This window comes from Halorubrum shenae, assembly GCF_051194165.1.
In the GTDB taxonomy this organism is placed as follows: Archaea; Halobacteriota; Halobacteria; order Halobacteriales; family Haloferacaceae; genus Halorubrum.
In genome coordinates this window covers 1-23,054 of record NZ_JBLZNI010000004.1, presented here as the reverse complement: position 1 = coordinate 23,054, position 23,054 = coordinate 1, and the positions used below count along the sequence as shown (strand labels likewise).

The window sequence follows — 23,054 nt, the reverse complement described above, 5'->3', positions numbered from 1 at the left end:
CCTGGCGTCCAGGCTCCGGGTAGGGAGCGAGGGCTTCCGACTGAGAGTCGGAAGCAAAACGCGAGTAGGCCGGAGAGGAAGCCGACACGGTGGGAAATGAGTAACGTGACTGATGCTGACTGACTCGCCACCCGATACATTTTTTCTAGAGACCACCGTCTTTGAGTTCCGTGATACTGCCGCACAAGTCGCCGGTATCACGGGCCGCAGTACCCCGGCCCCTAAATGGTGGGAATGTCGACCCAAAACATCGTTCGGTACGGGTGAGCAACACCCTTCTTCCCCGGCGACAACTGACGGCGAGTCCCACATCAAAGCCCCACCCTCAACGAGCGAACCCGTCAGGGTGAGCGAAGTAGGGTGGGATCGGTTATCGACCAGCTATTCCAGAAGAGAACCTCTCTGAAGAAGCGGATTTCGCAGAGCCTGCTCCCCGACCCCCCGACCGAAACCGTTCAGTTGCCGACGATCGCCCGCAGCGCGAACAGCGCGTTCGACTTGCGCTCCCGGATGCGACGGTAGAAGTACGAGAACCACTTGGAGCCGTACGGAATGTACTGGTAGACTTCGGCGTCGACGTCCGGATCGCCGGCGAGGTCGAACTGCGCCTCCTCCCGGACGCCGGTCAGCATCTGTACCTCGTAGGGCGTCCCGTGTTCCGCGTACAGCTCGCTCGCGTACTCGATCATCGCGGGGTCGTGGCTGCCGACCGCGACCCCGTCGTCGAACGCCTCGAACATGTACGCGAGACAGTCGCGGTACGACTGGTCGACGCGGGCCTTCTTCTTGTACGAGATCGCGGGAGGCTCGTCGTAGGCACCCTTCACCAGACGGACCGTTCCGGGAAGCTCCGCGAGCCGCTCGAGGTCCTCACGCGTGCGCTTTAAGTTTGCCTGCACGCAGACCCCGACGTTTCCGTCGGTCTCGACCGCGTGGCGCTCGAAGGCGTCGAGCGTCACGTCCGTGGTCTCGTGGTCCTCCATGTCGATCCAGACGAACGTCCCGGTTCCGTCCGAACCCGTCGCCGCGGGGGCGTTTGCCGCCTCGACGATGCGCGCGAGGTTCTCTTGGAACACGTCGTCGCCGATGTCGAGGCCGATCTGGCTCGACTTCACCGAGACGCAGGCGTCGACGTCCCGCTCCGCGATCGCCTCGACGAGGTCGATATACTCGTCGGCGTCGGCGTCGGCGGGGGGCCGTTCCTCGTAGTGCTCGCCGAGCAGGTTCAGGATGCCAGCCACGCCCCGGTCGTTGAGAGATTCGACGTGCGCGAGAGCCGCCGTCGGCGTCTCTCCAGCGACGAAGTTGCTCGCAATGGGCGGTATCATACACACAGTAGGCTGCTCGAGAGGGATATAACGCCACCCGACCAATTATTTCAAGATATACTAGAGAATAAAATATTGCAGCAAATATTGCACCCAATGAGAGAGAAAATACGTCTCAGCCGACCATGGACGGGTAGGGTTTCAGATACCCATACGCCTACGAAATCTACAGGTTACTTATGTCACGAAATAGCATGAACCTGGCCGACCGGAGAACACTGCTGAAACTAACGGGCGGAGCAGGGGTCGCCGCGCTCGCGGGCTGTCTCAGTACGACTGACGACGGTGGGGACGGGTCTGACGGAAGCGACGGAAGCGACGGAAGTGACGGGAGCGACGGGAGCGACGGGAGCGACGGAACAGACGATGGAGAGGACGGAAGCGACGGCGGCGACACCGGTCCGTACGAGATCGGGATGGTTAACTCCCTGACCGGGTCGCTATCGGCGTTCGGTGAGCGGAACCAGCGCGGCGTCGAACTCGCCTTACAAGAGGTCAACGATGCCGGGATCAACGGACGCGAACTTTCCTTGGCTGTCGAGGACTCCGAGAGCGAGAACCAAGGCGGGATCGCTGCCGCCCAGAAGCTCGTCAACCAGGACGGCGTGCCGTTCCTCATCGGCGCGGTCGGCTCGGGCGTCTCGCTGGCCATCTACGAGAGCGTCGTCGAGGGGACCGACGTCGTTCAGCTGAGCCAGAACTCGACCGGGCTCAACCTCACGGAGTTCCCGGGGCTGCTTCGGATGTCACCGTCCGGACGCAGTCAATCGCTGGCGCTCTCGAACATTATCACCGACGACGGCTACGACGAGGTCGCGGTCACCTACGTCAATAACGACTACGGACAGAGCCTCACCGACGCGTTCGTCAACGCGTACGACGGCGAGATCGTTTACAACACACCCCACGACCAGGATCAGCAGTCGTACTCCAGCGTCATCTCCGAGATGAACGGCTCCGGCGCTGACGCGTGGCTGTTCATCACCTACCAGGCGGAGTTCGCGACGATGGTCAACGAGGTGTACTCGTCGGGGTACGAGGCGCAGTTCTACGGCGCCGACTCCGTGTCCGGCGACAACGTTCTCGAAAACACCCCCGAGGGGAGCATCAACGGGATGAAGATCGTCGTGCCCTCCGCGCCGGTCGAGGAGGAGAACTACCAGTCGTTCGCCGAGACCTTCGAGGCGGAGTACGGTCAGCAGCCGACCTCGTGGGCGTCGTACGCGTACGACTGCGTGATCAACGCCGCGCTCGCGATTCAGGCCGCCGACGAGTTCACCGGCGCGGCGCTTCAGGACACCGTCCGGCGCGTCTCCGGCCCCGAGGGCGAAACGGTGACGTCGTTCGAAGCCGCGAGCGAGATCCTCGCCGATGGGGGCGGTCCGGACGACGTCGACTACCAGGGTGTCAGCGGGCCCATCGACTTCGACGAAAACGGAGACCCGGTCGGGTTCCTCCAAGTACTAGAGGTCCAGAACCACGAGTACGAAGGCATCGACTTCGTCGAAGGCTAATCCCAGCCGATGACCGTCATCGGATACCTGGCTAACGGGCTGGTCTTCAGCAGCATCATCGTCCTCGGGAGCATCGGACTGTCGCTGGTGTACAGCATCGCCGACTTCGCGAACTTCGCCCACGGCGATACGATGACGATCGGTGCGTACGCGGCGCTCGTTACCTTTGGTGCCGTCGGGGCGATCGGCGGCCCGGTGTTGGGGCTCCCGTACAGCTTCTTCCTGGCGATAGTCGTCGGGATCGTGGCCGCCGCGGTCGTGGCGGTCGTCACCGAGAAGCTCATCTACGAGCCGCTCGACATCGACTCGATCGGACTGCTGATCACGTCGATCGGGATCGCGTTCATCTACCGCGCGATCATCCAGATCCGGTTCGGGTCCGACTTCACCCAATACGGCATCGGGGCGCAGCGACCGATCGATTGGCTGGTGGAGTACGGCGTCCGGATCACGCGTCACGACGTCGCGATCGTCGTCTCGGCGACAATACTCGTCGTCGGGCTTCACGTCCTGCTCCAGTACACCGATCTCGGCCGGAAGATGCGTGCAATGGCCGACAACCCCGACCTCGCGCGGGTCAGCGGTATCCGAACGAAGCGGGTCAAGCTCTGGACGTGGGTCATCGGCGCCGGGCTCGCCGGTGCAGGCGGCGTGTTCCTCGGGCTGTTCAATCAGCTCGCTCCGCGGATGGGGTTTAACCTCCTGTTGGTGATATTCGCGGCGGTGATCCTGGGCGGGATCGGTTCGGTTTACGGGGCGATGGCGGGCGGCTTCCTCATCGGCATGATAAACCAACTGACGCCGCTTCTGACCCGAATCGGAGAACTGCTGCCGCTGGTTCCCGACGAGTTCGGGATCCCGATCGGCATCGAATACGCGAACGCCATCGCGTTCGTGATCATGGTCGCGGTGCTGCTCGTCCGGCCGAGCGGAATCGCCGGGGAGGAAGCCACATGAGCGCGCTCACCGATCCGAAAGGAGCGCTGGGAGAGCTGACTCGCCCCGAGGGGTGGGTGCTCGGTGTCAGCGTGGCGTTCCTGCTGTTCCTCCTCGTCGCGCTGATCACCGGCCGGCTCGGTCCGACGTACTTCCTGTTCCTCGTCGGACTCGCGGGGATGTACGCGCTGTTGTCGTTCGGGCTGAACTCCCAGTGGGGATTCGCCGGGCTGATCAACTTTAGCGTCGCGGCGTTCTTCGGTATCGGCGCGTACGGCTCAGCGCTCATCACCGCGACGGGCTCACCGGTCAGAGAGATGCTTGGCGACGTGCCCGTCGTCGGAGCCTTGTTCGGGGTGCCGATCGCCGGGCTCGTCGTTGCGCTCGTCGTCGCGTTCGTGCTGGCGGTGCTGATCGGCATTCCGACGCTCAGGCTTCGCGCGGACTACCTCGCGATCGCCTCGCTCGGACTCGCAGAGGTCGTCCGGCTGGTCGTCCTCAACGAGCGCTGGCTGACGAACGGGAGCGGGGGGGTGCGCGGGATCCCGAGCTTCTTCGCGGGATGGCCGGTTCTCTCGACGTTCCCGGAGACGATGCCGGGGCTCCGGCTGGAGGTGATCCCCGGTACGCCGATACTCCTTGGGACATCGTTCTGGCGAGGGTCGCTGAACGTCCTGCTCGTCCTCGCGTTCACCGGCGCGGTGTTCCTCATTCTCCGCCGCACACACCAATCGCCGTGGGGGCGCGTGCTGCGGACGATCCGCTCGGACGAGGACCTGGCTCGCGCGCTGGGGAAGAACACCTACTCGTTCAAGATGCAGTCGTTCGTACTCGGCAGCCTGATCATGGCGCTGGCGGGCGTGTTCTACACCCACCTCAACCTCTACGTCGGGCCGGGTGACCTCGACCCGATCACGACGTTCTACGTGTGGGTCGCGGTAATCTTAGGCGGCAGCGGCTCTAACCGCGGGGCGCTGTTCGGCGGGATCGTCATCGTCACCATCCGCGAGGGGACCCGATTCCTGAACGACTTCGCGATCCCGGTCGATCCGGCGCCGCTGCGGCTGCTGTTGATCGGCGTGCTGATCGTGGTCGTGATGCGCTACCGGCCGCAGGGGATCCTCCCGCCGCAGCGCGAGCTCATCTGGCCGAGCGCGGTCGAAGGCAGGGGAACACCTGATCGACCGACGAGCGGCGTACGGGAGCAAAAAGGGATGGAGGACGACGGAGGCGACGACAATGAGTGAACCAACGGAATCGACGGCGACAGAGAGCACAGGAGCGGAGGCGGCAGACGTATCGAACACGTCGACGCCGACCGCCGCGTCCGATCCGACGGCCGACCCGCAGGTCGGCGCTGTGGAGGGCAAAGAGGACGTCGTCCTCCGCGTCGACGACCTACAGAAGTCGTTCGGCGGGCTCACCGCGACCGACCACGCGACGTTCGAGGTCGAACGCGGGACGATCACGGGCCTCATCGGGCCGAACGGCGCCGGGAAGTCGACCCTGTTCAACCTGATCTCCGGGTTTTACGAGCCCGACGGCGGGACCGTCACGGTGAATGGGTCCGAGGTGACCGGCTTGGAGCCGTACGAAGTCGCCGAACACGGACTCATCCGGACCTTCCAGACGCCCCGAAAGCTGGAGGGGATGACCGTCCGCGAAGCGATGCTGGTCGGTCCGCGGAACCAACCCGGCGAGTCGTTCCTGTCGCTGTTCACGTCTCCCGGATCGGTCGGTGAACGCGAGTCCGCGAACCTCGCCGACGCCGAGCGCATCCTGGAGGACTTCGAGATCGATCACCTCGCGACACAGCCCGCAACAGACATCTCCGGCGGGCAGATGAAGCTCGTCGAACTGGCGCGAGCGATGCTCGCGGAACCGGAAGTGCTGCTGCTCGACGAGCCAGTGGCGGGAGTGAACCCGACGCTCGCGAAGAAGCTCAAGACGCAGATCCGGCGGCTCCACGAGCAGGGGACGACGTTCGTGCTGATCGAACACGACATGGAGTTCGTGATGGATCTCGCGGACCCGATTATCGTCCTCGACCAAGGGAGCGTCCTGACCGAGGGGACGCCCGACGGGGTTCGCAGCGACGACAGAGTCATCGAGGCGTACCTCGGAGGTGGGGCATGAGCGACAACGCCGCGGCCGGCGGAACCGATCCCGTTCTCTCGCTGACGGAGGTCGACAGCGGCTACGGCGAAGTGCAGGTGCTCGACGACCTCACCATGCGGCTGGATCCCGGCGAGATCGTCTGTCTCGTCGGTCCGAACGGGGCCGGCAAATCGACCGTCCTCAAGACGGCCTTCGGCATGCTGACGCCGTGGGTCGGGACCGTCGAGTACCACGGCCGCGACATCGGCGGGATGGCACCGGAAGAGATCGTCCGCGAGGGGATCGGGTACGTCCCCCAGACCGACAACGTGTTCGGGTCGCTAACGATCGACGAGAACCTCCGGATGGGCGGCGTCGCCCGCGACGGCGGCCTCGACGAGGTGATCGAGACGTTGTACGACCGGTTCCCGATCATCGAAGAGAAGCGGTCGGCGAAGGCGCGAACGCTCTCGGGCGGCCAGCGACAGGTGCTGGCGTTCGCCCGGGCACTCGTGATGGAGCCGGACGTGCTGCTCATCGACGAGCCGTCTGCGGGACTCGCGCCCAACACCGCCGACGACGTGTTCGAGGACGTACAGGAGGTCAACGACATGGACACGGCGATCCTCATGGTCGAACAGAACGTGACGAAGGGGCTCGGCATCTCCGACCGAGGCTACGTCCTCGATCAGGGCACGGTCCGGTTCGAAGGGACGCCGGAGGAACTGCTCAACGACGACGAGGTCTCGCAGCTGTACCTCGGCGGCTGAGCCACCACCGTCTCTTTCCGCGTCTCAAACCCGAATGTCATCCGGCATCGGCCGATACGTGTTCGCACTCGCACCCCTCGCGGCCGCGGCGCTGTGGGGCGGGATGTACGTCGTCAGCAAGTGGGGGTTCGCGCTGATCCCGCCGGTGACGCTCGGCTTCCTCCGGGTCGCGGTCGGCGCCGGCGTGCTCTGGCTCGTCGTCGCCGGCGGCGATGGCCCCACCCCGTCCCGCGACGAGTGGCCGGCGTACGTCGTGTTGGGCGGCTGGGTGACGCTGACGGTCGCGACGCAGTTCGTCGGCACGGAACTGACCAACGCCAGCCAGGGGTCGCTCCTGACGGTTCTGACCCCAATCTTCACCGTTCTGCTCGGTGCGGTCGTCCTCGGCGAGCGCGTCACGCCGGCGAAGGCGGGCGGAATGACCGTCGCCGGCGTCGGAACCGCCGTCGTCCTCGCCGGACAGTACGACCTGGCGTCGATGGCCGCAGGCAACGCCCTCGGCGTGGCCTTGCTCCTGATCGGCAGCGCGGCGTGGGCCGGCTACACCGTCTGGGGGGTTCGCGCAGTGAGGCGTCACGGCGCGCTGCGGGCGGCGACGTACTCCTCGCTGACGAGCGTCCCGATGCTCGGCGTTCTCGCCGCCGGGGAGCTGTGGTACCTGGGCGTCTCGCCGACCGATATCCCGTTGACGACGGCGTCGGTCGCGGCCGTGCTGTACCTCGGAGTGGGGTCCACGGCGGCCGCGTGGTACCTCTGGTATAAAGGCTTAGAGTACGTGCCCGCGGGAACGGTCGCCGTCTTCTTTTTCGCCCAGCCCGCGGTCGGAGCCGCGCTCGGGGCGACGCTGCTCGGCGAGTCGCTCGGGGCGGGATTCCTCGTCGGCGCCGTGCTGATGACGGCCGGTATCTGGACCGTGAGCCGAGAGCGCGCGTGACCGACCGAGGAGACGCCGGACGCGGCCGCGGAGTGAATCGCTCCTACGTCGCCCGTTTTTCCAGTTCGCCGGTGAGTCCCGTGACGTCGAACTCGTGGTCGGGCCGGATCGAGACGAAGTCGAGGAACTGCCGAGCGGCCAGGATTTCGTCGGTCGAGTAGCTTCCGAGCGCAGCGTCGACGGCGTCTGCGGCACCGATCAAGGGTTCCAGCGCGGCGAGGGCGCTCGCGAGGTCGTACGACCGCGCCGACTCACGGCCCTCCTCGCTCACGCTCGTGGCGTCGATGACGTAGAGGTCGCCGTCGCGCACGAGAACGTTCTCTGCGCGGAGGTCGCCGTGGGCGAGCCCGGCGTCGTGGATCGTCCGGAGGGTCGCGAAGAGCGCGGGAGCGAGCGCGGCTACGCCCGCGGCGTCGAGCTCGTCGAGCGTCCGGAACTCGGGGATGTACTCCAACACGACGACGCCGAGGTCGCCGACTTCCAGCGCCTCGATCGGCTCCGGCGCGTTGACGCCGAGCTCGCGGACCTTCCGGGTCGCCTCTAGCTCGTGACGCGCCATCTCGTACGGCGTCTCGTAGCGCTCGAAAAAGCCCTCGGTGCCCGCAGAGAAGGCGCCGAGGTTTCGCCCGGTGGTGAACAGCGCGTGGACGAGCGTGTTCTGACGGGTGATCACCTTCACGAACAGGTCGTCGTCGATCACCATCGGAGTCGACAGCCAGTTGTCGGCGTCGAGAAAGCGGACCCGCATCTCGTCGCGGTCGTACCGGTCCGCCAGCTCGCGGACGACCCGCTCGATGTCGGGCCAGTCCACGCGGCCACGCACCAGCCGGCGGAGTTCCATGGACGGCTTGAGGCGACCGCGCCTGATAAATGGTCACGTCGTCCCTGAGCCGTATCAGTCACGGTCGTTCGTATTGTTTATGCTCCCGCGTCGCAATTCTTGCCCATGGACTTCGAGCTGCCCGCAGAACACCGGATGATTCGCGACACCGTCCGCGAGTTCTGCGAGGAGGAGATTCGACCGATCGCCCAAGAGATCGAGGACGAACACCGGTTCCCCGCCGAGGTGTTCGCCGATCTCACCGATCTCGATATGATGGGCGTGCCGATCTCCGAGGAGTACGGCGGGCTCGGCGGCGACCAGCTCATGTACGCGCTCGTCACCGAAGAGCTCGGCCGTGTCTCCGGCGGGATCGGGCTCTCGTACGCCGCCCACACTTCGCTGGGCGCGAAGCCGATCGAGCTGTTCGGCACGCCGGAACAGAAAGAGGAGTGGCTCCGGCCGCTCGCCGAGGGCGGCGAACTCGGCGCGTGGGCGCTCACGGAGCCCGGCAGCGGCTCCGACGCCTCGGACATGGACACGACCGCCGAACACGACGCCGACGCCGGCGAGTACGTGTTGAACGGCACCAAGCAGTTCATCACGAATGCGAGCGTCGCCAACAGCGTGCTGGTGAAGGCCGTCACCGACGCGGACGCCGGCTACGACGGGATCTCGACGTTCATCGTCGATCCCGCGGACGACGGGTTCGAGGTGACGACCGTCTGGGACAAGATGGGGCTCAACTGCTCGCCGACCTGCGAGATCGCCCTCGACGACGTGCGGATCCCGGACGACCGGCTGCTCGGCGAGGAGGGCGAGGGGTGGACCCAGACGATGAAGACGCTCGACGGGGGGCGGATCTCCATCGCGGCGCTCTCGGTGGGCCTCGCGCAGGGCGCGTACGAGGCCGCCAAGGAGTACGCCGGCGAGCGCGAGCAGTTCGGCAAGCCGATCGCGACGTTCGACGCGATCCGCGACAAGGTGGTCCACATGCACCGGCAGACGGAGCGCGCACGGCTGCTCACGCACAAGGCCGCCACGAAGTACGACGCCGGCGAGTCGGTCACTCGCGAGTCCGCGCTGGCGAAACTCGACGCCAGCGAGGCCGCCCGCGAGGTGGCCGAGGAGGCGGTCCAGACGCTCGGCGGCTACGGCTACACCACCGACTTCGCGCCGCAGCGATTCTACCGCGACGCGAAGCTGATGGAGATCGGCGAGGGGACGAGCGAGATCCAACACGTCGTGTTGGGGCGCGAACTCGGGTTGTAGCCGGCGATTGGGGACTTATAAGTTCCGCTCGATGTAGCGGTTCACCGACTGCAACCGGTCGGGGTCGAACGTCCAAAGTCCCCGCCAGAGCCGCGGCTCCGTCTCGACCGCGATCATCCCGACGCCGCCCCGCATCCCCCGCTCGATATCGCTCTCCAGACCGTCATCGGTCGGTTGCGGGCCCTCCGACGGGCGGTACACCACGAACCACGAGTCGGTGAAGTCCCGGGTGTCGCCGCCGTGGATCACCGCGTCCAGATCGCGTGGGAGGCCGTCCGGGACGCCGTAGATGTGGGTGTCGATACCCGCCTTCGACACGCGCTCGTACACGTTCCGCGTGCCGACCTCGTCGTCGATCCGCGACAGGCGCTGGAACGACGACCGGAGCGTCCCGTCGCCGGCCATCCAAGCGGCCCGTTCGATGAACCGCGAGATCGTGATGAGCAGGAGTTTCTCACGGTTCGACTCCGGGTATCCGCGCAGCGTAAAGGTCGTGTCGGTGAGTCCGCTGATCACCGGCGGCAGATCCACCTCATCGAGCGTTCGACTGCCGGTGACGTACAGGTCCGAATTCACGAGCAACACGGCCTCGCTCAGTTCGTCCAGCGTGGACCCCGCGATTACCTGATCGTCTTCAACGAGCAGTGCGAGGTTCTCGAGCTCTCTGGGGTCGTCTCCGTCGAAGGGGACGCCGTCGTGCTCCCGGAGCGCGTCGACGTTGATCACGGGGCAGTCGTCCCCGGTGTCGCGTCGGGCGCCGTCTCCATCAGCGAGCCGGTCGGCGTCACCGCGCGTCGCGCCCGCTCCGTCTCGGTCGGTGCTCCGATCCGCCGTCAGGTCGCGAGTCGTGAGTCCACCGCGGAAGTCCGAATCGCCGCCGTCAGTCTCGTGTTCCTTTGGCTCGTCTCCGACCGGTCCGCCCACATCGGCCCGCCGGCCACCACCCCCAATCGTCTCGTCGACAACGCTCACCGCGTTCTCTCCGAACGTATCCACGAGCATGTTTAACACGGGGTCCGGATCGGTGCGGTTGACGATAACGATGGATCGATCGGGGCCGTCGAATCGATCGAGAAACTGTGCGAGCGTCACGTCCCGTTAAAAGGCGAGTCGCAGTCATAAACGTTCGTTCGCGGTTATCCGGACTGAAAAACGGAGCGGGGCGACGGAACCAGTCGGCCCGCAGTCGGCGGGTCTACGCGCCTACCGCGTCCTCAAGCAGTTGGAGCGGATGCTCGACCTCGTAGCCGGTGCCGTGCTCCATCTGCATCGCACAGGTCGGGCATTCGGTCATCCCCACGTCTCCCTCGGCGTCCTCCATGTGTTCGAACATCTCCGCGCCGATCTTCATCGACTTCTCGTACTTTTCTTCCTTCCAGCCGTAGGTGCCGGAGATGCCGGAACAGGAGTCCCCGACGTCTTCCATGGTGATGCCGTCTACATCGCGGAACGTCTCGACGGCCTGCCGTGAGAGCCCCTGATTGCGGGCGTGACACGGCGCGTGGTAGGCGAACGACTGCTCGTCGGCGAGTTCGCTCTCTGCCAGTTCGCTCTCGAGGTCCTCGTTGATCCGAAGGTACTCCAGCGCATCGTAGGTGTGCTCGGCGACGTCTTCGATCCCGTGAATGTCGAACAGTTCGGGGTACTCCTGACGCAGCGACAGCGAACAAGAGGTACAAGAGGCGATCACGTCGGCCCCATCGCCGATGGCCTCGATGAGATTTTCGACGTTCGTCTCGGCGTGCCGGCGCGCGTCTTTCAACATTCCGTTCGCGAACATGGGCGTCCCGGAGCACTTCTGTGGCGGGACCATCACCTCGTAGCCGAAGTGCTCGTACACCCGGACCATCGCTTTCCCGACCTCCGGCGTGTTGAAGTTGGAGTAACAGCCGTGGAAGTACGCGACGCGTTTGTCGGGGTTCTGTACCTGTGCCCCGCCGCGGGCCTTCCACCACTCGCGGAACGTCTCCGTGGCGAACTCGGGGAAGTCGCGCTCTTTCGGGATACCGAGCGTCTTCTCCATCGCCCAGCGAACTGGCCCGAAGTTCATCGTGAACGAGGCGGTCCGCGGGAAGATGCTCGCCAGCCGCGCCGAGGTGCGGTAGTTCGCTAAGATTCGGTTGCGGATGTACTCCACCGACAGCTTCTCCATCTGCGATTCGACGAACTGGCCGCGTGCCTCGTTGTGCATCTGTGAGAGCGGCACCGAGGAGGGACAGGCGTCGTCACAGCGCATGCAGTTCGAACAGGAGGTGATCGACTCGTCGATGTCGTGGTCCTCCTTGCGCTTGAGCCGCCACTGCTCCGGCCCCTGGAACTTCGGTCCCGGGAACTCGTCGTCGACTTCGGCGACCGGACAGGAGGTGTCACAGCTCGTACATTTATAACAGGAGTCGGCGCCCTCTCGAAGGTCGAGGTCGCCGCCGGGGAACACGTCGACAGGATCGTACGCGTCCGGGTCGAGCTCGGCCGAGTCGCTCCCGCCGGTCGCGCTCTCGACGCCGCCGTCGGTGGCGGCGCGGTCGACGCCGTCCGCTCCGTTCGACTCGCCTCTGTCTCCGTCGTCGTCCGTGTGTCGTGTCATTTGGTTGCCTCCGTCGCCGCCTGCCGTCCCGCCACTACACCGGTCGCGAGCGACACCCCGCTCGCGGACTTCTCTCGCGCCACGTCCGCGCCGCCGACGACCCCGCCGGCCACGAAGACGTTCGCGTACTGTGCCTCGCCGTTCTCGTCGATCGGGCGCCCCTGCTCGTCGGGCCGGACACCGAAGCGCGCATACGGCTGGTCGCCGAACGCGTCGTCGACGAACCACTCGTAGCGGTCGGCGGGCTGTTCGACGTGCAGGTCCAAGACCGGTTCGCGGACGCCGTCGCGGTCCGAGTCGAGCCCCTTCCCGACGAGCCCGCCGGTCGCTAACACGAACGCGTCGGCGCTGTAGGGGGTCTCACGCCCCTTCCGGTCGACGGAGACCGTCTCGATCGCCCCGTTCGCCTCGGTCTCGATCCCGACGACCGGGAAGCCGGTCTCGAAGTTCACGCCCTCTGCATCGAGCGCGTCGAACAGCCGGTCCTCCAGCCTGAGCCCCGGGAGGCTCGGCGGCCCCATCGGAATCTCGAACACGTCTGCGCCGAGCCGGTCGGCGAGCTCGGCGCGGACCTCGTCGCCGCGGTCGTCACCGAGGAACGCCGGGAAGCCGACGCGCTCGACGCGGTCGACGCCGCCCTCCTTGTCCACCACGTCGTGGAGGTGCGGCGCGACGGCCTTCGCCAACGCCTCACGGGCGGGGACGCCGTCGATTTCCTCGTCGTGGTCGAGCGCCTTCGCGAGCCGGGTGATCTTCGTGTCCGCACGGAACGCCTCGGCGAACTCCACCTCCGTGCCGGCGACGTCGAAGGGGACGCCCGCGGCCTCCAGTCGGCCCGCAAACGCCCGCGCGTCGTACTCCGTGAGCGACCGGAAGCCCACGATGAGCGCGGGCCGATCGTCGCTCGCGATCCCGGCCTCGGCGGCGGCCGGGTAGCGCGCGGTCGGCTTCACGCTCCCGCCGAACGTCGGCACGAGCGCGTTGCTGTCGGTGTGCCCCCCGCGATACGCGTCGCCCGCGAGGTCGTCGAACAGGTCCAGCCCGTCTCGGAGCGCGTCAGGGCCGAGGATCCGGTAGGGGTGCGTCTCGGGGAGCCGGTCGATCGCTTCGAAGGGGTCTGCGAGGGGGCCCTCGGGATCGGGCCACTCGTCGCGGTCCAGTTCGCGGCCCGCCGTCGGCGGTCCCTCGCGCAGCGGTTTCGCGGGCTTCGTCGCCGGTACGTACCCGAGCGCGTCGACCAGCCCGGAGGCCTGTCGGAGCGTGCTCGACTTGTGGGAGACGAGCCGCACGTCGGCGCCCTCGCGGGCCGCCGCGACCGCCGAGGTGATCGCCGCCAGCCCGCCGCCGACGACCAGTACGTCGCTATCGATCGCCATCGATCCCTCCGTTTGCGGTCGCGTCGTCCGCTGCGCGACCCCCGTCGGCCGCCGCCGTCCCGGACTCGCCGCCCTCGTTCGGTCCGGCCGAGCCAGCCGTCGAGCCCGCGTCGAACGCCTCGAAGTCGACCTCGCTGTCGAGGGTCGCCGGGTCGCCGTCGCGGTTCATCGTCGTCGCGTGCAGCAGGTGGTTCAACATCGCCTGTGAGAGTTGCATCCCCCACAGTGCGTGTCGTTGACCCTTCCAGCGCTCCTGATACAGCTCGTCTTCCGCGTCGCGGACGACGGGCTCCGGGTACTCCTGCGCGAGTTCGGCGGCGATGCGGTGGGTACAGAACCCGCCCTGGCAGTTCCCCATCGACGCGCGGGTGCGGAGGCGGACCGCGTTGAGGTCGCTGCCGGCCTCGCCGATCGCGTCCTGCACCTCGGCGCGCGTGACGCCCTCGCAGTTACAGACGACCGGGTTCGGGTCGTACTCGCCGAGCACGTCGTCGGCGCGCGAGCCGAGCCGCTGGCCGGACCGGCGGGCGACGGGTGACCGAAGCCCGAACTCGTCCATGAGCTCCTCCATCCGGGCGTCGCTCTCCGAGCCCGGAAGCGGCGCGTCGGCGGTGTCGCAGGTCGCGTCGTGGCCGAGCGCGTCGCAGACGTGGTCGCTAATGGACTCGGCCATCATGCGGTAGGTGGTGAGCTTCCCGCCGACGATGGTTGTCATTCCCGGGAGGTCGTCGCGGTCGCCGTGGTCGAGCAGGAAGTAGTCGCGCGTGATGTCGGTCGGGTCTTCGGTACCGGTTCCGGGCGGCTCATAGAGGGGGCGAACGCCCCAGAACGAACGGAGCGTCCGGGCATCTTTCAACGCGGGCACGAGCTCCGAGAGCGTCTCGATCATCAGGTCGACCTCCCAGTCCTCTTCGGGGTAGTCCTCGGGGTCGTCGACCTCCTCGTCGGTTGTTCCGAGGATACAGGCCGTCTCGTGGGGAACGACGATGTCGGCGTCACCCTTCGGCCGACAGCGGTTGATGACGGTGTCGACCTGTCGGGTGTTCATCACCGTCATCACGCCCTTCGAGGGGCGTACCTCCACGTCGACGTCGGCCATCTCGCCGACGTTGCCCGCCCAGGCGCCGGTCGCGTTGACGACGTGGCGCGCACGTATCTCCTCGGTCGTCCCGGGGTCGCGGTGAACCCGCTTTCCGGGGCCGGTCTCGTGTTCGATCTCGACGCCGACGACCTCGCCGTCCTCGACGAGCACGTCCGTCACCGGAGCGTGGGTCTCGATCCGCGCGCCGTGTTCGCGGGCGTCGGCCGCGTTGGAGACGCAGAGCCGGAACGGGTCGACCGCGCCGTCCGGCAGCGCGATCGCCTTGTCGATGTCGCGCGCGAGGTACGGCTCGCGACGACGGGCTTCCTCACCGTCGATGACCTCGGCCGGGATGTCGCACGCGCGGCACCCTTCGAGTTTCTCTTGGAAGTACTCCTCCGAGTCCTCGGGGCGCTTGACGAACATCCCACCGGTCTCCTCGACGCAGTGGCTCGCGATGTCGCGGAGCACCCGGTTCTCCTCGATGCACTCGCGCGCGCTCTTCTGGTCGGAAACGGCGTACCGCCCCCCGCTGTGTAAGAGCCCGTGCATTCGCCCCGTCGTGCCGTGCGTCAGGTTCCCCTTCTCGACGAGCACCGCGTCGAGCCCTCGCCGCGCGAGGTCCCTGACGACGCCGCACCCCGTCGAGCCCCCGCCGACGACGACGACGTCCACCTGTTGGTCCATATCGACCCGGTTGGACCGCGTCCACTTTACTTTACCTCCTAACCGGAGTCGCCCATAACGATCATGGACGTTCAAGTGGCACAATCGTTGTCGGCTCCGGTTGATTTATATACTTACTTTTTACTCTCAGACGAACTGCGGATTTTAACAGGAAGATTATTATGGTAGTACATTATGTTCACGGATGGCGTGGTAGCTTCCGTGAAGATATGTCGCGGCGGCGGCGACACTGCCTCACCGCCCCCGGTCGTCGTGTCGGCGTTCCGGCCGGCTGCGGCGGCGGTGGCGACAACGGGGCGGACGCGGCGTCGCGATCGGGGTCCGGGAGGCGATCTGCGCTCCCGGCCGGCGCTTGGAGTGCGATTTGCGCCGTCGACGCGAGCGGACCAGCGCCACAGGAGGGATCCAACACATGACACAGTATGTCGGTGCGATAGACCAGGGGACGACCGGTACCCGATTCATGGTGTTCGACCATGAGGGCCAGGTCGTCGCGAACGCGTACGAACAGCACGAACAGATCTACCCGAACCCGGGTTGGGTCGAGCACGACCCCATCGAGATCTGGGAAAACACTCAGCAGGTTGTCCTCGACGGGCTCGCCGACGCCGGCCTCGACGCGAGCCAGCTCGAAGCGATCGGGATCACGAACCAGCGCGAGACGACGATCGTTTGGGACAAAGACTCCGGAAAGCCGGTCCACAACGCGCTTGTGTGGCAGGACCGCCGGACGACGGACCGCGTCGAAGAAATTCAGGAAGCGGGCAAAGTCGAAGAGATCCGTGATAAGACCGGACTGGAGTGCGACGCGTACTTCTCCGCGACCAAGACCGAGTGGATCCTCGACAACGCGGAACCGCTCAAGATGCAGAGCTCTCGCGGCGGCGACCTCCGCGACCGGGCCCGCGAAGGCGAGCTCGTCATGGGGACGATCGACGCGTGGCTCATCTACAACCTGACGGGCAACCACATCACGGACGTCACCAACGCCTCCCGGACGATGCTGTACAACATCCGGGACATGGAGTGGGACGACGAACTCTTAGACGAGTTCGATGTCCCGAAGGAGATGGTACCCGAAGTCCGTCCGTCCTCAGACGACGACTACTACGGCCACACCGACGCGGACGGCTTCCTCGGCGAGGAGGTCCCCGTGGCCGGCGCGCTGGGCGACCAGCAGGCCGCGCTGTTCGGGCAGACCTGCTTCGATAAGGGCGACGCCAAGAACACCTACGGCACCGGTGCGTTCTACCTGATGAACACCGGCGAGGAGGCCGTCGCGTCCGACAACGGCCTGCTCACGACCGTCGGCTTCCAGATGTCCGGCGAGCCGGTCCAGTACGCGCTGGAGGGGTCGATCTTCATCGCCGGCGCGGCGATCGAGTTCCTCGAGGACATCGACCTGATCAACAACGCCGCCCAGACCGCGGAACTGGCTCGGTCGGTCGACTCGACCGACGGCGTCTACATGGTCCCGGCGTTCACCGGGCTCGGCGCTCCCCACTGGGACGGTCGCGCTCGCGGGACCATCGTCGGGATGACCCGCGGGACGACCAAAGAGCACATCGTCCGAGCCACGCTCGAGAGTATCGCCTACCAGACCCGCGACCTCGCGGAGGCGATGGAGGCTGACTCCGGCGTCGAGACGACGAGCCTCCGCGTCGACGGCGGCGCGGTCAAGAACAACTTCCTCTGTCAGCTCCAGTCCGACATCATCCAGACGGACATCGTCCGTCCGGAGGTCGACGAGACCACGGCGCTCGGCTCGGCGTACGCCGCCGGCCTCGCCGTCGGCTACTGGGACACGGTCGACGAACTCCGCGACAACTGGCAGGTCGACCGCGAGTTCAACCCCGAGAAGGAGCAGGAAGAAGTCGACAAGCTGTACGACCGCTGGGACGACGCGGTCGACCGGTCTCGCGACTGGGCGCAGGAGGATGCATAAATGAACGAGCTGCTGCTGCAAGTTCCGATCATCGGCATGGAAGTCGAGCAGTTCCTGCTGCTCTTCATCACCGCGCTGGCTGGCGGGGCGTTCGGCGCCGCGATCGGCGCGCTGCCCGCGTTCATCTTCACCGGGTTCGTCGTGTTCCTCGGTGAGGGTATCGGGATCCTCCAGCGACAGATCGGCGCTATCGAGGGTATTCCCGCCGGGGAGCTCGCCGCCGGCATCACCGGCGTGATCGGCTTCGGCGCGATCACCGGTCCGCACATCGCCTTCGCGGGCGGCGTGGCGGCCTCCGCGTACGCTGGAAAGAAGTACCCCGATATGAACCCCGCCGACGGCGGGTACCACTTCGGGAAAGACATCACGTACGCGTTCGGGACGAAGCCGGACATCCTGGCCGTCGGAGCGATCTTCGGCGTCATCGGGATGTTGTTCACGCGGGTCGCCGGGGGCATCTTCAGTAACGTCCTCGGAATGTCGGCCCCCACCGACTTCATCGCGGTGTCCGTGTTCGCGACGGCGTTCCTCGCGCGGCCCGTCTTCGGCTACCCGATCGTCGGGAAACCGGCGGGAGACGGACTCCTCGATATGTCGCCGTTCGAACGCGGCGAAGAACACCCGGAGGCCGAAACCGACGGGGAACACGCCGGCCGCCCGGCGACCGAGCCGTGGCTCCCCCACCAGTACGAGTGGTCGGGCGTCACCGTCATCGGGCTCGTCGGCGGTATCCTCGGCGGCTACATCTGGCTGCAGACGGGGAGCATCTTCCTCGGCTACGCCATCTCCGCCATGACCCTGCTGTTCCTCAACCTCGGGGTCGAGAAGATTCCGGTGACCCACCACATCACGCTGCTCGGTGCGGTCGGCGCGGTTACGCTTGAGCCCGTCGTGGGCAGCGTCGTTGCACTGCTGGCGGCCGGCGTCTTCGGCGCGCTCAGCGGCCTCGTGGGCGAGGTCACGCAACGGATGTTCTACTCGCACTCCGGGACCCACGTGGACCCGCCGGCGATGGCCATCGCGATCATGATGTTCGCCGTCTGGCTGCTCAGCGTCCTCGGTGCGCTACCGAACGCCGGGTACCTCTAACCCGGCCACTGGGACCACTGGTCGAGCGGGGGGAGGCACCGAGCCGGTTCCGGTGCGATGCCGGACGAACCCGCGGCGACCCCGGACGGATTCCGTGACAGTCCCGAACCCACATCGGAGAACAGATTCGACCGGGCGCCCCTTTCCGCCCGGTCGCACCGCGCGCCGTACACGTACATGACCGAGTCGCTGGACACATCAATGGAACGACACACGAGACGCGGCCGACAGCCGGAACGGACCGGCAGTGACCGCGCTTTACAACGGTTTTATCCGAGCACTGCGGAGGCCGGACCGTGAAAATCGACGATCGGATCGAGCGGCGGCTCGGCTACGATATCGGAGCCGGCGTCCTCGTGGACATCAGCGCCGTTTCGCCGGTGTTACACGCCGGGGCGCCCGTCGGACGGGGGCCGGCGATCGAGCGACTCCTCGACGTGTTCGAGCCGGCCTTCGCCGGGTCGCTCCCGCCGAGCGCCTACGTTCACGGGCCGAAGGGGAGCGGGAAGTCGGCGATCCTCTCTGAGCTGTTCCGACATCTCGCGTCCCACAGCGGCCCCAGACAAGCGATCCAGACGTCGACGCGGGCAGTCGAGCCGACGCTCCCGGGATTCGTCTATGTCGACGCGCGCCGCGCGCCGACGCAGTTCCGGCTCTACCACGCGGCGCTCGACGCGGTCAGCGACGACACGGTCCCCGAACACGGGATCGGGACGGACGAGCTGATCGAGTCGCTACGGAGCGCCGTCAACACCGGCCCGGACATCGTCGTCGCGGTCGACCACACGAACGAGCCGGAGACGCCGAGCGCGACGACCGTCGTCGAGTGGCTCACGGCGGTCAGCAACCGGATCGTCCCGGTGTGTCTCGGCCGCGAGGAGCCGGCGGCGATCGAGTGGAACCCGGAGGAGGCGGTGGCGTTCGAGCCGTACCGCCGGCACGTGCTCGTCGAGCTGTTGACGAGCCGGTGTTCCAGCGGGCTCGGTCGCGACGCGCTCACTCACGACCAGATCCGCGAGGTCAGCGAGTGGGCCGACGGCGACGCGCATGACGCGCTCGCCGCTATCGTCGGGGCAGCGATCACGGCTGAGCGCGCGGGCGCCTCAACGGTGCGGCCGGAGGATCTCGACACAGGCATCGAGTCGGTCCCTCGCCCCGGTGTCGCGCTCGGACGGGTCCTCGCGCTCTCCGGGAGCCGGCGTCGACTCCTCTACGAACTCGTGAGCCTGTCCGATGACGACCGGGCATCAGTGAGCGCCGCGACGGAGACGATTGCCTCGCGCGAGGCGGTCGATTTGTCCCCGTCGACGGTGCGGCGCGTGCTCTACGAACTCGCCGACGCTGGTCTGCTCAATCGCGTGACCGCCCGCAGGAGTGACGGGAAGGGGCGGCCGCCGAGCCGGCTCGTCCCGCGGTTCCCGACGCTCGTGTTCCGCGAGCTGTTCGATCGCCCCTCGTGGTCGATCTGAGGCCGTCGAGCCGTCCGTTTTCATCGATTTTTGTGCCCGGTCTCCGCCCGCTGACGAACGCAAGACTGTTGCGCGTCGTCGCCTCACGTTCGGTATGGTTCCGCCCCTCGCGCTGGACATCGACGGAACGCTGACGACGGGGAGCGGCCGGATCGACGCGCGCGTCTTCGAGCTGTTACCGGACTGGAACGCCCCGGTGGTGCTCGCGACCGGGAAGTCGTTCCCGTATCCGGTGGCGCTGGCGAACTTCCTCGGGCGCGCGGAGACCGTGATCGCCGAGAACGGCGGCGTCGTGCACGTCGACGGCGAGACGGCGGTCCTCGGCGACGCCGAGGCCCCGCGGGCCGTCGTCGAGGCGTTCCGCGAGCGCGGCGGCGACCCCGTATGGGGGCCCCGCGACACCGTGAACCGCTGGCGCGAGACGGAGGTGGCGCTGTCGCTCGACGCCGACGGGACGCTGTTGCGCGAGGTCGCCGCGGCCGCCGGGGGCGACGTGGAGGTCGTCGACACCGGCTACGCCTACCACGTCAAATCGACCGGCGTGAGTAAGGGGCAAGGGCTCGAACGCGTCGCCGACGCGCTCGGGATCGACCCAGACGAGTTCGTCGCGATCGGCGACAGCGAGAACGACGTGTCGACCTTCGGGGTCGCCGGGAGGTCGTACGCGGTCGCCAACGCCGACGGCGCCGCCCGCGACGCCGCGGATGTTGTGATCGAAGAGTCCTACATGGACGGTACCGCCGGCGTGCTCGCCGATCTCTGGACGCGAGATGTATAAGAGTGAGATAGGATCGGTTCATGTATTTAAAAACTGATGGCTCTGTTGAAATCCTCAACTGGTGATATGTTTTTGGAGCCGTGCTGAATACAGCGCGCGGGCCGTGTTTAGACGCCGGTCAATTGGTATCTCGGCCGGGATTGTGTGGAGTTGAGTGAGGAAGCGACGAGTATGCCGTCCCAACTCGCCCGGTTTACCGACCAATGCGTCGATTTGTCCCAGAACGCTGTCATAGGCGAGCTAGCATCGGCGATCGAGAAAGGTGACGGCGGCTACGCTGACTGGGTGATCGTCTCGATTCACTGTCTCAGAGAGTATCTGAACCAACCCTACCGCCGGTTGCTCGATATTTTGTACGAAATGCCCGGAATCGTCGCCAAACTCGGTCTTACAGTGGACCAGCTGCCGGATTTCACGACCGTCTGTACGCGGAAACAAGATCTCAAAATGCGGATTTGGCGGGTGTTGCTTCGGTTGTCTGTCTCACTCCACGAGCTCGGCGACGTTCAGGCAATCGACGCAACTGGATTCAAACGCCACCAAGCAAGCTGTCACTACGTTCTCCGTGTCGGATACAATTTTGACGATATCAAGACGACAGCACTGGTCGATTGCGATACGAGCGTCATCCTCGACATTCATTGCTCGATGAAACAGCCCCATGACACCCACGTTGGACGGCAGGTACTCACGAGAAATCTGGCACAGTTAACCACGATCACAGCCGACAGAAGCTACGACTGGGACGCGCTCCGGTACGAACTCAGAGATGCTGGCATCCGCCCGGTAATCAAACATCGTGAGTTCTATGGACTTGACAAAGCGCACAACGCTCGCCACGACGAGGACATCTACCACTGCCGCTCACCGTCGAGGCGATCTTCTACGCCCTGAAGCATCGGTTCGGTGAGACGTTACGCGCCAGAACGTGGTTTGGCCAGTTTAGAGAACTCGTCCTAAAGGCCACCGTCAGAAACATAGAACAGGCCGTCAGTCACTCACAACCATGACCTTACGCGTCTAAACAAGCCCTAGGGCGCGTTTGCAGCACTACATCTTCCCAACCTCACAGGGGGTGCGATCACTCAGTGCAGGCGAAGCACGGATCATCCTTGGTGGGTGGTTTACGATCCAAGTCACTCAGTCGCCAATTACCTGTTGGACCCTAATTTGCCCACATACGGTCGTTCCGTTGTGGCTGCATGTAAGGCCCGTTCTTGCTGTCGTTGTTCGAGTTCGCCACTCACCCAGTTACCGAGTACTTCGACAACCGCGAGGTCCCAGTCGGAGAACGCTTCGTCTCGCGGATCAGTGTCGTAGAAGCTAAACGTCCCGTAGACTGCACCATCCACGAATACCGGCACACCGATATAGGAAGAAATATCGCAGGCTAAATTCGCTAACTCTGGGGCGTCTGCTTCGATGTCTCTGGTAACGAACGCTTGTTCGGTTTCAACCACCCGCTTACAGACCTTGTCTATAAGGGGAACCATCTCCCCGGCATGAAGCTTGGTGTGGCCTGTTCCATCGACTGCTTCGAACACGTATTTGTCGGTATCCACATACGAAAGTGTTGCACCTTTCATCCCCAGCATTTTGCGAACGACTTCTAGGAGGCCGTCAAGTCGCTCGACAAACGGTCGTTCACGAGCCGCGATTACGTCTCCGATATGCTTCATTGCTTGCTCACGATGGTCGAGCTCGTTCGAGATACTATCCGGCATTTGCGGCGAAAACTGACCCATAGTACTGGGTTTGTTGCTGATCCTAACGGTTCCCGTCCCATCGATAGTGACAGCGTATCCGTAGTGCACGAACTCCACGTTCAGGTGCGATCTATTATGCTGATCTTCGGTGTTAGCGATGAGAGTTTTGAGTCCATCTACATCAACGGCCTCTTGCAGGGGTTTTTCGAGATCTGTAGGGTCAACGCCTTCTCGGTCTGCTATTTTCCAGACTATTTTCTCTATCAGATTCATTTCAAGACTCTCTCTGATGGATGCATATTAACCGCTAGAACAACTAGTGGTATAACAGCTTCGTGTAATTATACTAATTAATACGAGATACCACAGAATATACCTCTAAAACTGTTTTTTTTGTTAAGCCGATATTGGTTCTCCCAATTTAAGGGGTGTGATATGCGGAATCCCCAAAAGCAACTACCGCCCACACAGTTGTAGAACTCGTCCTATTCCTCCGACGTGCTGTCGCGCGCGTCCGTATCTTCCGTTCCTTGGAGGAGGAAATGATTGAATGGTCGAACGTGCCGCTGTCTCATCATTTCCGACGACTCGATCTCCACGCCAATGTCGTGGATAGCGTCAGTAATTCGAGTAATGTCACGCGAACTCGTCCCGACCACATCGACGTG

At 65.3% G+C, this 23,054-nt stretch carries 18 protein-coding genes and 2 pseudogenes; 12 read left to right on the top strand and 8 right to left on the bottom strand.

Annotated elements, in window-relative coordinates; genetic code table 11:
- Positions 1-455 precede the first annotated feature (455 nt).
- Positions 456-1,328, bottom strand: a complete 873-nt coding sequence (locus ACNS88_RS06525) for a proline dehydrogenase family protein (protein ID WP_435094991.1) — start codon at positions 1,326-1,328, stop codon at positions 456-458.
- 179 nt (positions 1,329-1,507) lie between these two features.
- Between ACNS88_RS06525 and ACNS88_RS06520 the strand changes: the two genes are divergently transcribed.
- Genes ACNS88_RS06520 through ACNS88_RS06495 form a run of 6 tightly spaced genes read left to right on the top strand, consistent with a single transcriptional unit; the run spans position 1,508 to position 7,579 of the window.
- The gene (locus tag ACNS88_RS06520; protein WP_435094990.1) at positions 1,508-2,842 is read left to right on the top strand and encodes an ABC transporter substrate-binding protein; all 1,335 of its coding nucleotides are present in this window, start codon (positions 1,508-1,510) and stop codon (positions 2,840-2,842) included.
- A gap of 9 nt (positions 2,843-2,851) precedes the next feature.
- Complete coding sequence (locus ACNS88_RS06515) at positions 2,852-3,799, top strand: branched-chain amino acid ABC transporter permease (protein WP_435094989.1); 948 nt, start codon at positions 2,852-2,854, stop codon at positions 3,797-3,799.
- Positions 3,796-5,025: a branched-chain amino acid ABC transporter permease gene (locus tag ACNS88_RS06510; RefSeq protein WP_435094988.1), complete on the top strand. Its 1,230-nt coding sequence runs from the start codon at positions 3,796-3,798 to the stop codon at positions 5,023-5,025. Before ACNS88_RS06515 ends, ACNS88_RS06510 begins: the two co-directional genes overlap by 4 nt.
- The gene (locus tag ACNS88_RS06505) at positions 5,018-5,914 is read left to right on the top strand and encodes an ABC transporter ATP-binding protein (protein WP_435094987.1); all 897 of its coding nucleotides are present in this window, start codon (positions 5,018-5,020) and stop codon (positions 5,912-5,914) included. Before ACNS88_RS06510 ends, ACNS88_RS06505 begins: the two co-directional genes overlap by 8 nt.
- The gene (locus ACNS88_RS06500) at positions 5,911-6,645 is read left to right on the top strand and encodes an ABC transporter ATP-binding protein (protein ID WP_435094986.1); all 735 of its coding nucleotides are present in this window, start codon (positions 5,911-5,913) and stop codon (positions 6,643-6,645) included. Before ACNS88_RS06505 ends, ACNS88_RS06500 begins: the two co-directional genes overlap by 4 nt.
- A gap of 34 nt (positions 6,646-6,679) precedes the next feature.
- Positions 6,680-7,579: a DMT family transporter gene (locus ACNS88_RS06495; protein ID WP_435094985.1), complete on the top strand. Its 900-nt coding sequence runs from the start codon at positions 6,680-6,682 to the stop codon at positions 7,577-7,579.
- A 43-nt stretch (positions 7,580-7,622) separates the two neighbouring features.
- Here ACNS88_RS06495 and ACNS88_RS06490 read toward each other — a convergent pair whose 3' ends face one another.
- Positions 7,623-8,420 carry an RIO1 family regulatory kinase/ATPase domain-containing protein gene (locus ACNS88_RS06490; RefSeq protein ID WP_435094984.1) on the bottom strand — a complete coding sequence of 266 codons (798 nt, stop codon included), beginning with the start codon at positions 8,418-8,420 and terminating at the stop codon, positions 7,623-7,625.
- A gap of 105 nt (positions 8,421-8,525) precedes the next feature.
- Here ACNS88_RS06490 and ACNS88_RS06485 point away from each other — a divergent pair, with 105 nt between their 5' ends.
- Positions 8,526-9,671: an acyl-CoA dehydrogenase family protein gene (locus ACNS88_RS06485; RefSeq protein ID WP_435094983.1), complete on the top strand. Its 1,146-nt coding sequence runs from the start codon at positions 8,526-8,528 to the stop codon at positions 9,669-9,671.
- Positions 9,672-9,686: 15 nt separating this feature from the next.
- On the opposite strand, the gene ACNS88_RS06480 is transcribed toward ACNS88_RS06485, so the two are convergent.
- From ACNS88_RS06480 to glpA, 4 genes are all read right to left on the bottom strand, one after another.
- A complete protein-coding gene (locus ACNS88_RS06480) occupies positions 9,687-10,763 on the bottom strand; it encodes a hypothetical protein (protein ID WP_435094982.1) in 1,077 nt (358 codons plus the stop codon).
- 103 nt (positions 10,764-10,866) lie between these two features.
- Positions 10,867-12,255 (bottom strand): anaerobic glycerol-3-phosphate dehydrogenase subunit C, encoded by a 1,389-nt coding sequence (locus ACNS88_RS06475; protein WP_435094981.1) that lies wholly within the window; start codon positions 12,253-12,255, stop codon positions 10,867-10,869.
- Complete coding sequence (glpB, locus tag ACNS88_RS06470) at positions 12,252-13,631, bottom strand: glycerol-3-phosphate dehydrogenase subunit GlpB (RefSeq protein WP_435094980.1); 1,380 nt, start codon at positions 13,629-13,631, stop codon at positions 12,252-12,254. Before glpB ends, ACNS88_RS06475 begins: the two co-directional genes overlap by 4 nt.
- On the bottom strand, positions 13,618-15,399 hold the full coding sequence (gene glpA, locus ACNS88_RS06465) for an anaerobic glycerol-3-phosphate dehydrogenase subunit GlpA (RefSeq protein ID WP_435094979.1): 1,782 nt from the start codon (positions 15,397-15,399) through the stop codon (positions 13,618-13,620). Before glpA ends, glpB begins: the two co-directional genes overlap by 14 nt.
- A gap of 412 nt (positions 15,400-15,811) precedes the next feature.
- On the opposite strand from glpA, the gene glpK reads away from it, so the two are divergent.
- The 5 genes and pseudogenes from glpK to ACNS88_RS06440 all read left to right on the top strand — a co-directional run bounded on the left by glpK (position 15,812) and on the right by ACNS88_RS06440 (position 21,690).
- Positions 15,812-17,344 carry a glycerol kinase GlpK gene (glpK, locus tag ACNS88_RS06460; protein ID WP_435094978.1) on the top strand — a complete coding sequence of 511 codons (1,533 nt, stop codon included), beginning with the start codon at positions 15,812-15,814 and terminating at the stop codon, positions 17,342-17,344.
- Positions 17,345-18,433: a DUF7973 family transport facilitator gene (locus tag ACNS88_RS06455; RefSeq protein ID WP_435094977.1), complete on the top strand. Its 1,089-nt coding sequence runs from the start codon at positions 17,345-17,347 to the stop codon at positions 18,431-18,433.
- Between the two features lie 296 nt (positions 18,434-18,729).
- A complete protein-coding gene (locus tag ACNS88_RS06450; RefSeq protein WP_435094976.1) occupies positions 18,730-19,902 on the top strand; it encodes a Cdc6/Cdc18 family protein in 1,173 nt (390 codons plus the stop codon).
- A gap of 94 nt (positions 19,903-19,996) precedes the next feature.
- Positions 19,997-20,680 carry a phosphoglycolate phosphatase gene (locus ACNS88_RS06445; RefSeq protein ID WP_435094975.1) on the top strand — a complete coding sequence of 228 codons (684 nt, stop codon included), beginning with the start codon at positions 19,997-19,999 and terminating at the stop codon, positions 20,678-20,680.
- 171 nt (positions 20,681-20,851) lie between these two features.
- A pseudogene (locus ACNS88_RS06440) lies at positions 20,852-21,690 on the top strand (IS5 family transposase).
- 141 nt (positions 21,691-21,831) lie between these two features.
- On the opposite strand, the gene ACNS88_RS06435 reads toward ACNS88_RS06440, so the two are convergent.
- Positions 21,832-22,659, bottom strand: coding sequence for a HalOD1 output domain-containing protein (locus ACNS88_RS06435; RefSeq protein WP_435094974.1), 828 nt, complete (start codon positions 22,657-22,659; stop codon positions 21,832-21,834).
- A 212-nt stretch (positions 22,660-22,871) separates the two neighbouring features.
- Positions 22,872-23,054 (bottom strand): annotated as a pseudogene (locus ACNS88_RS06430) (Lrp/AsnC family transcriptional regulator); the annotation flags it as partial.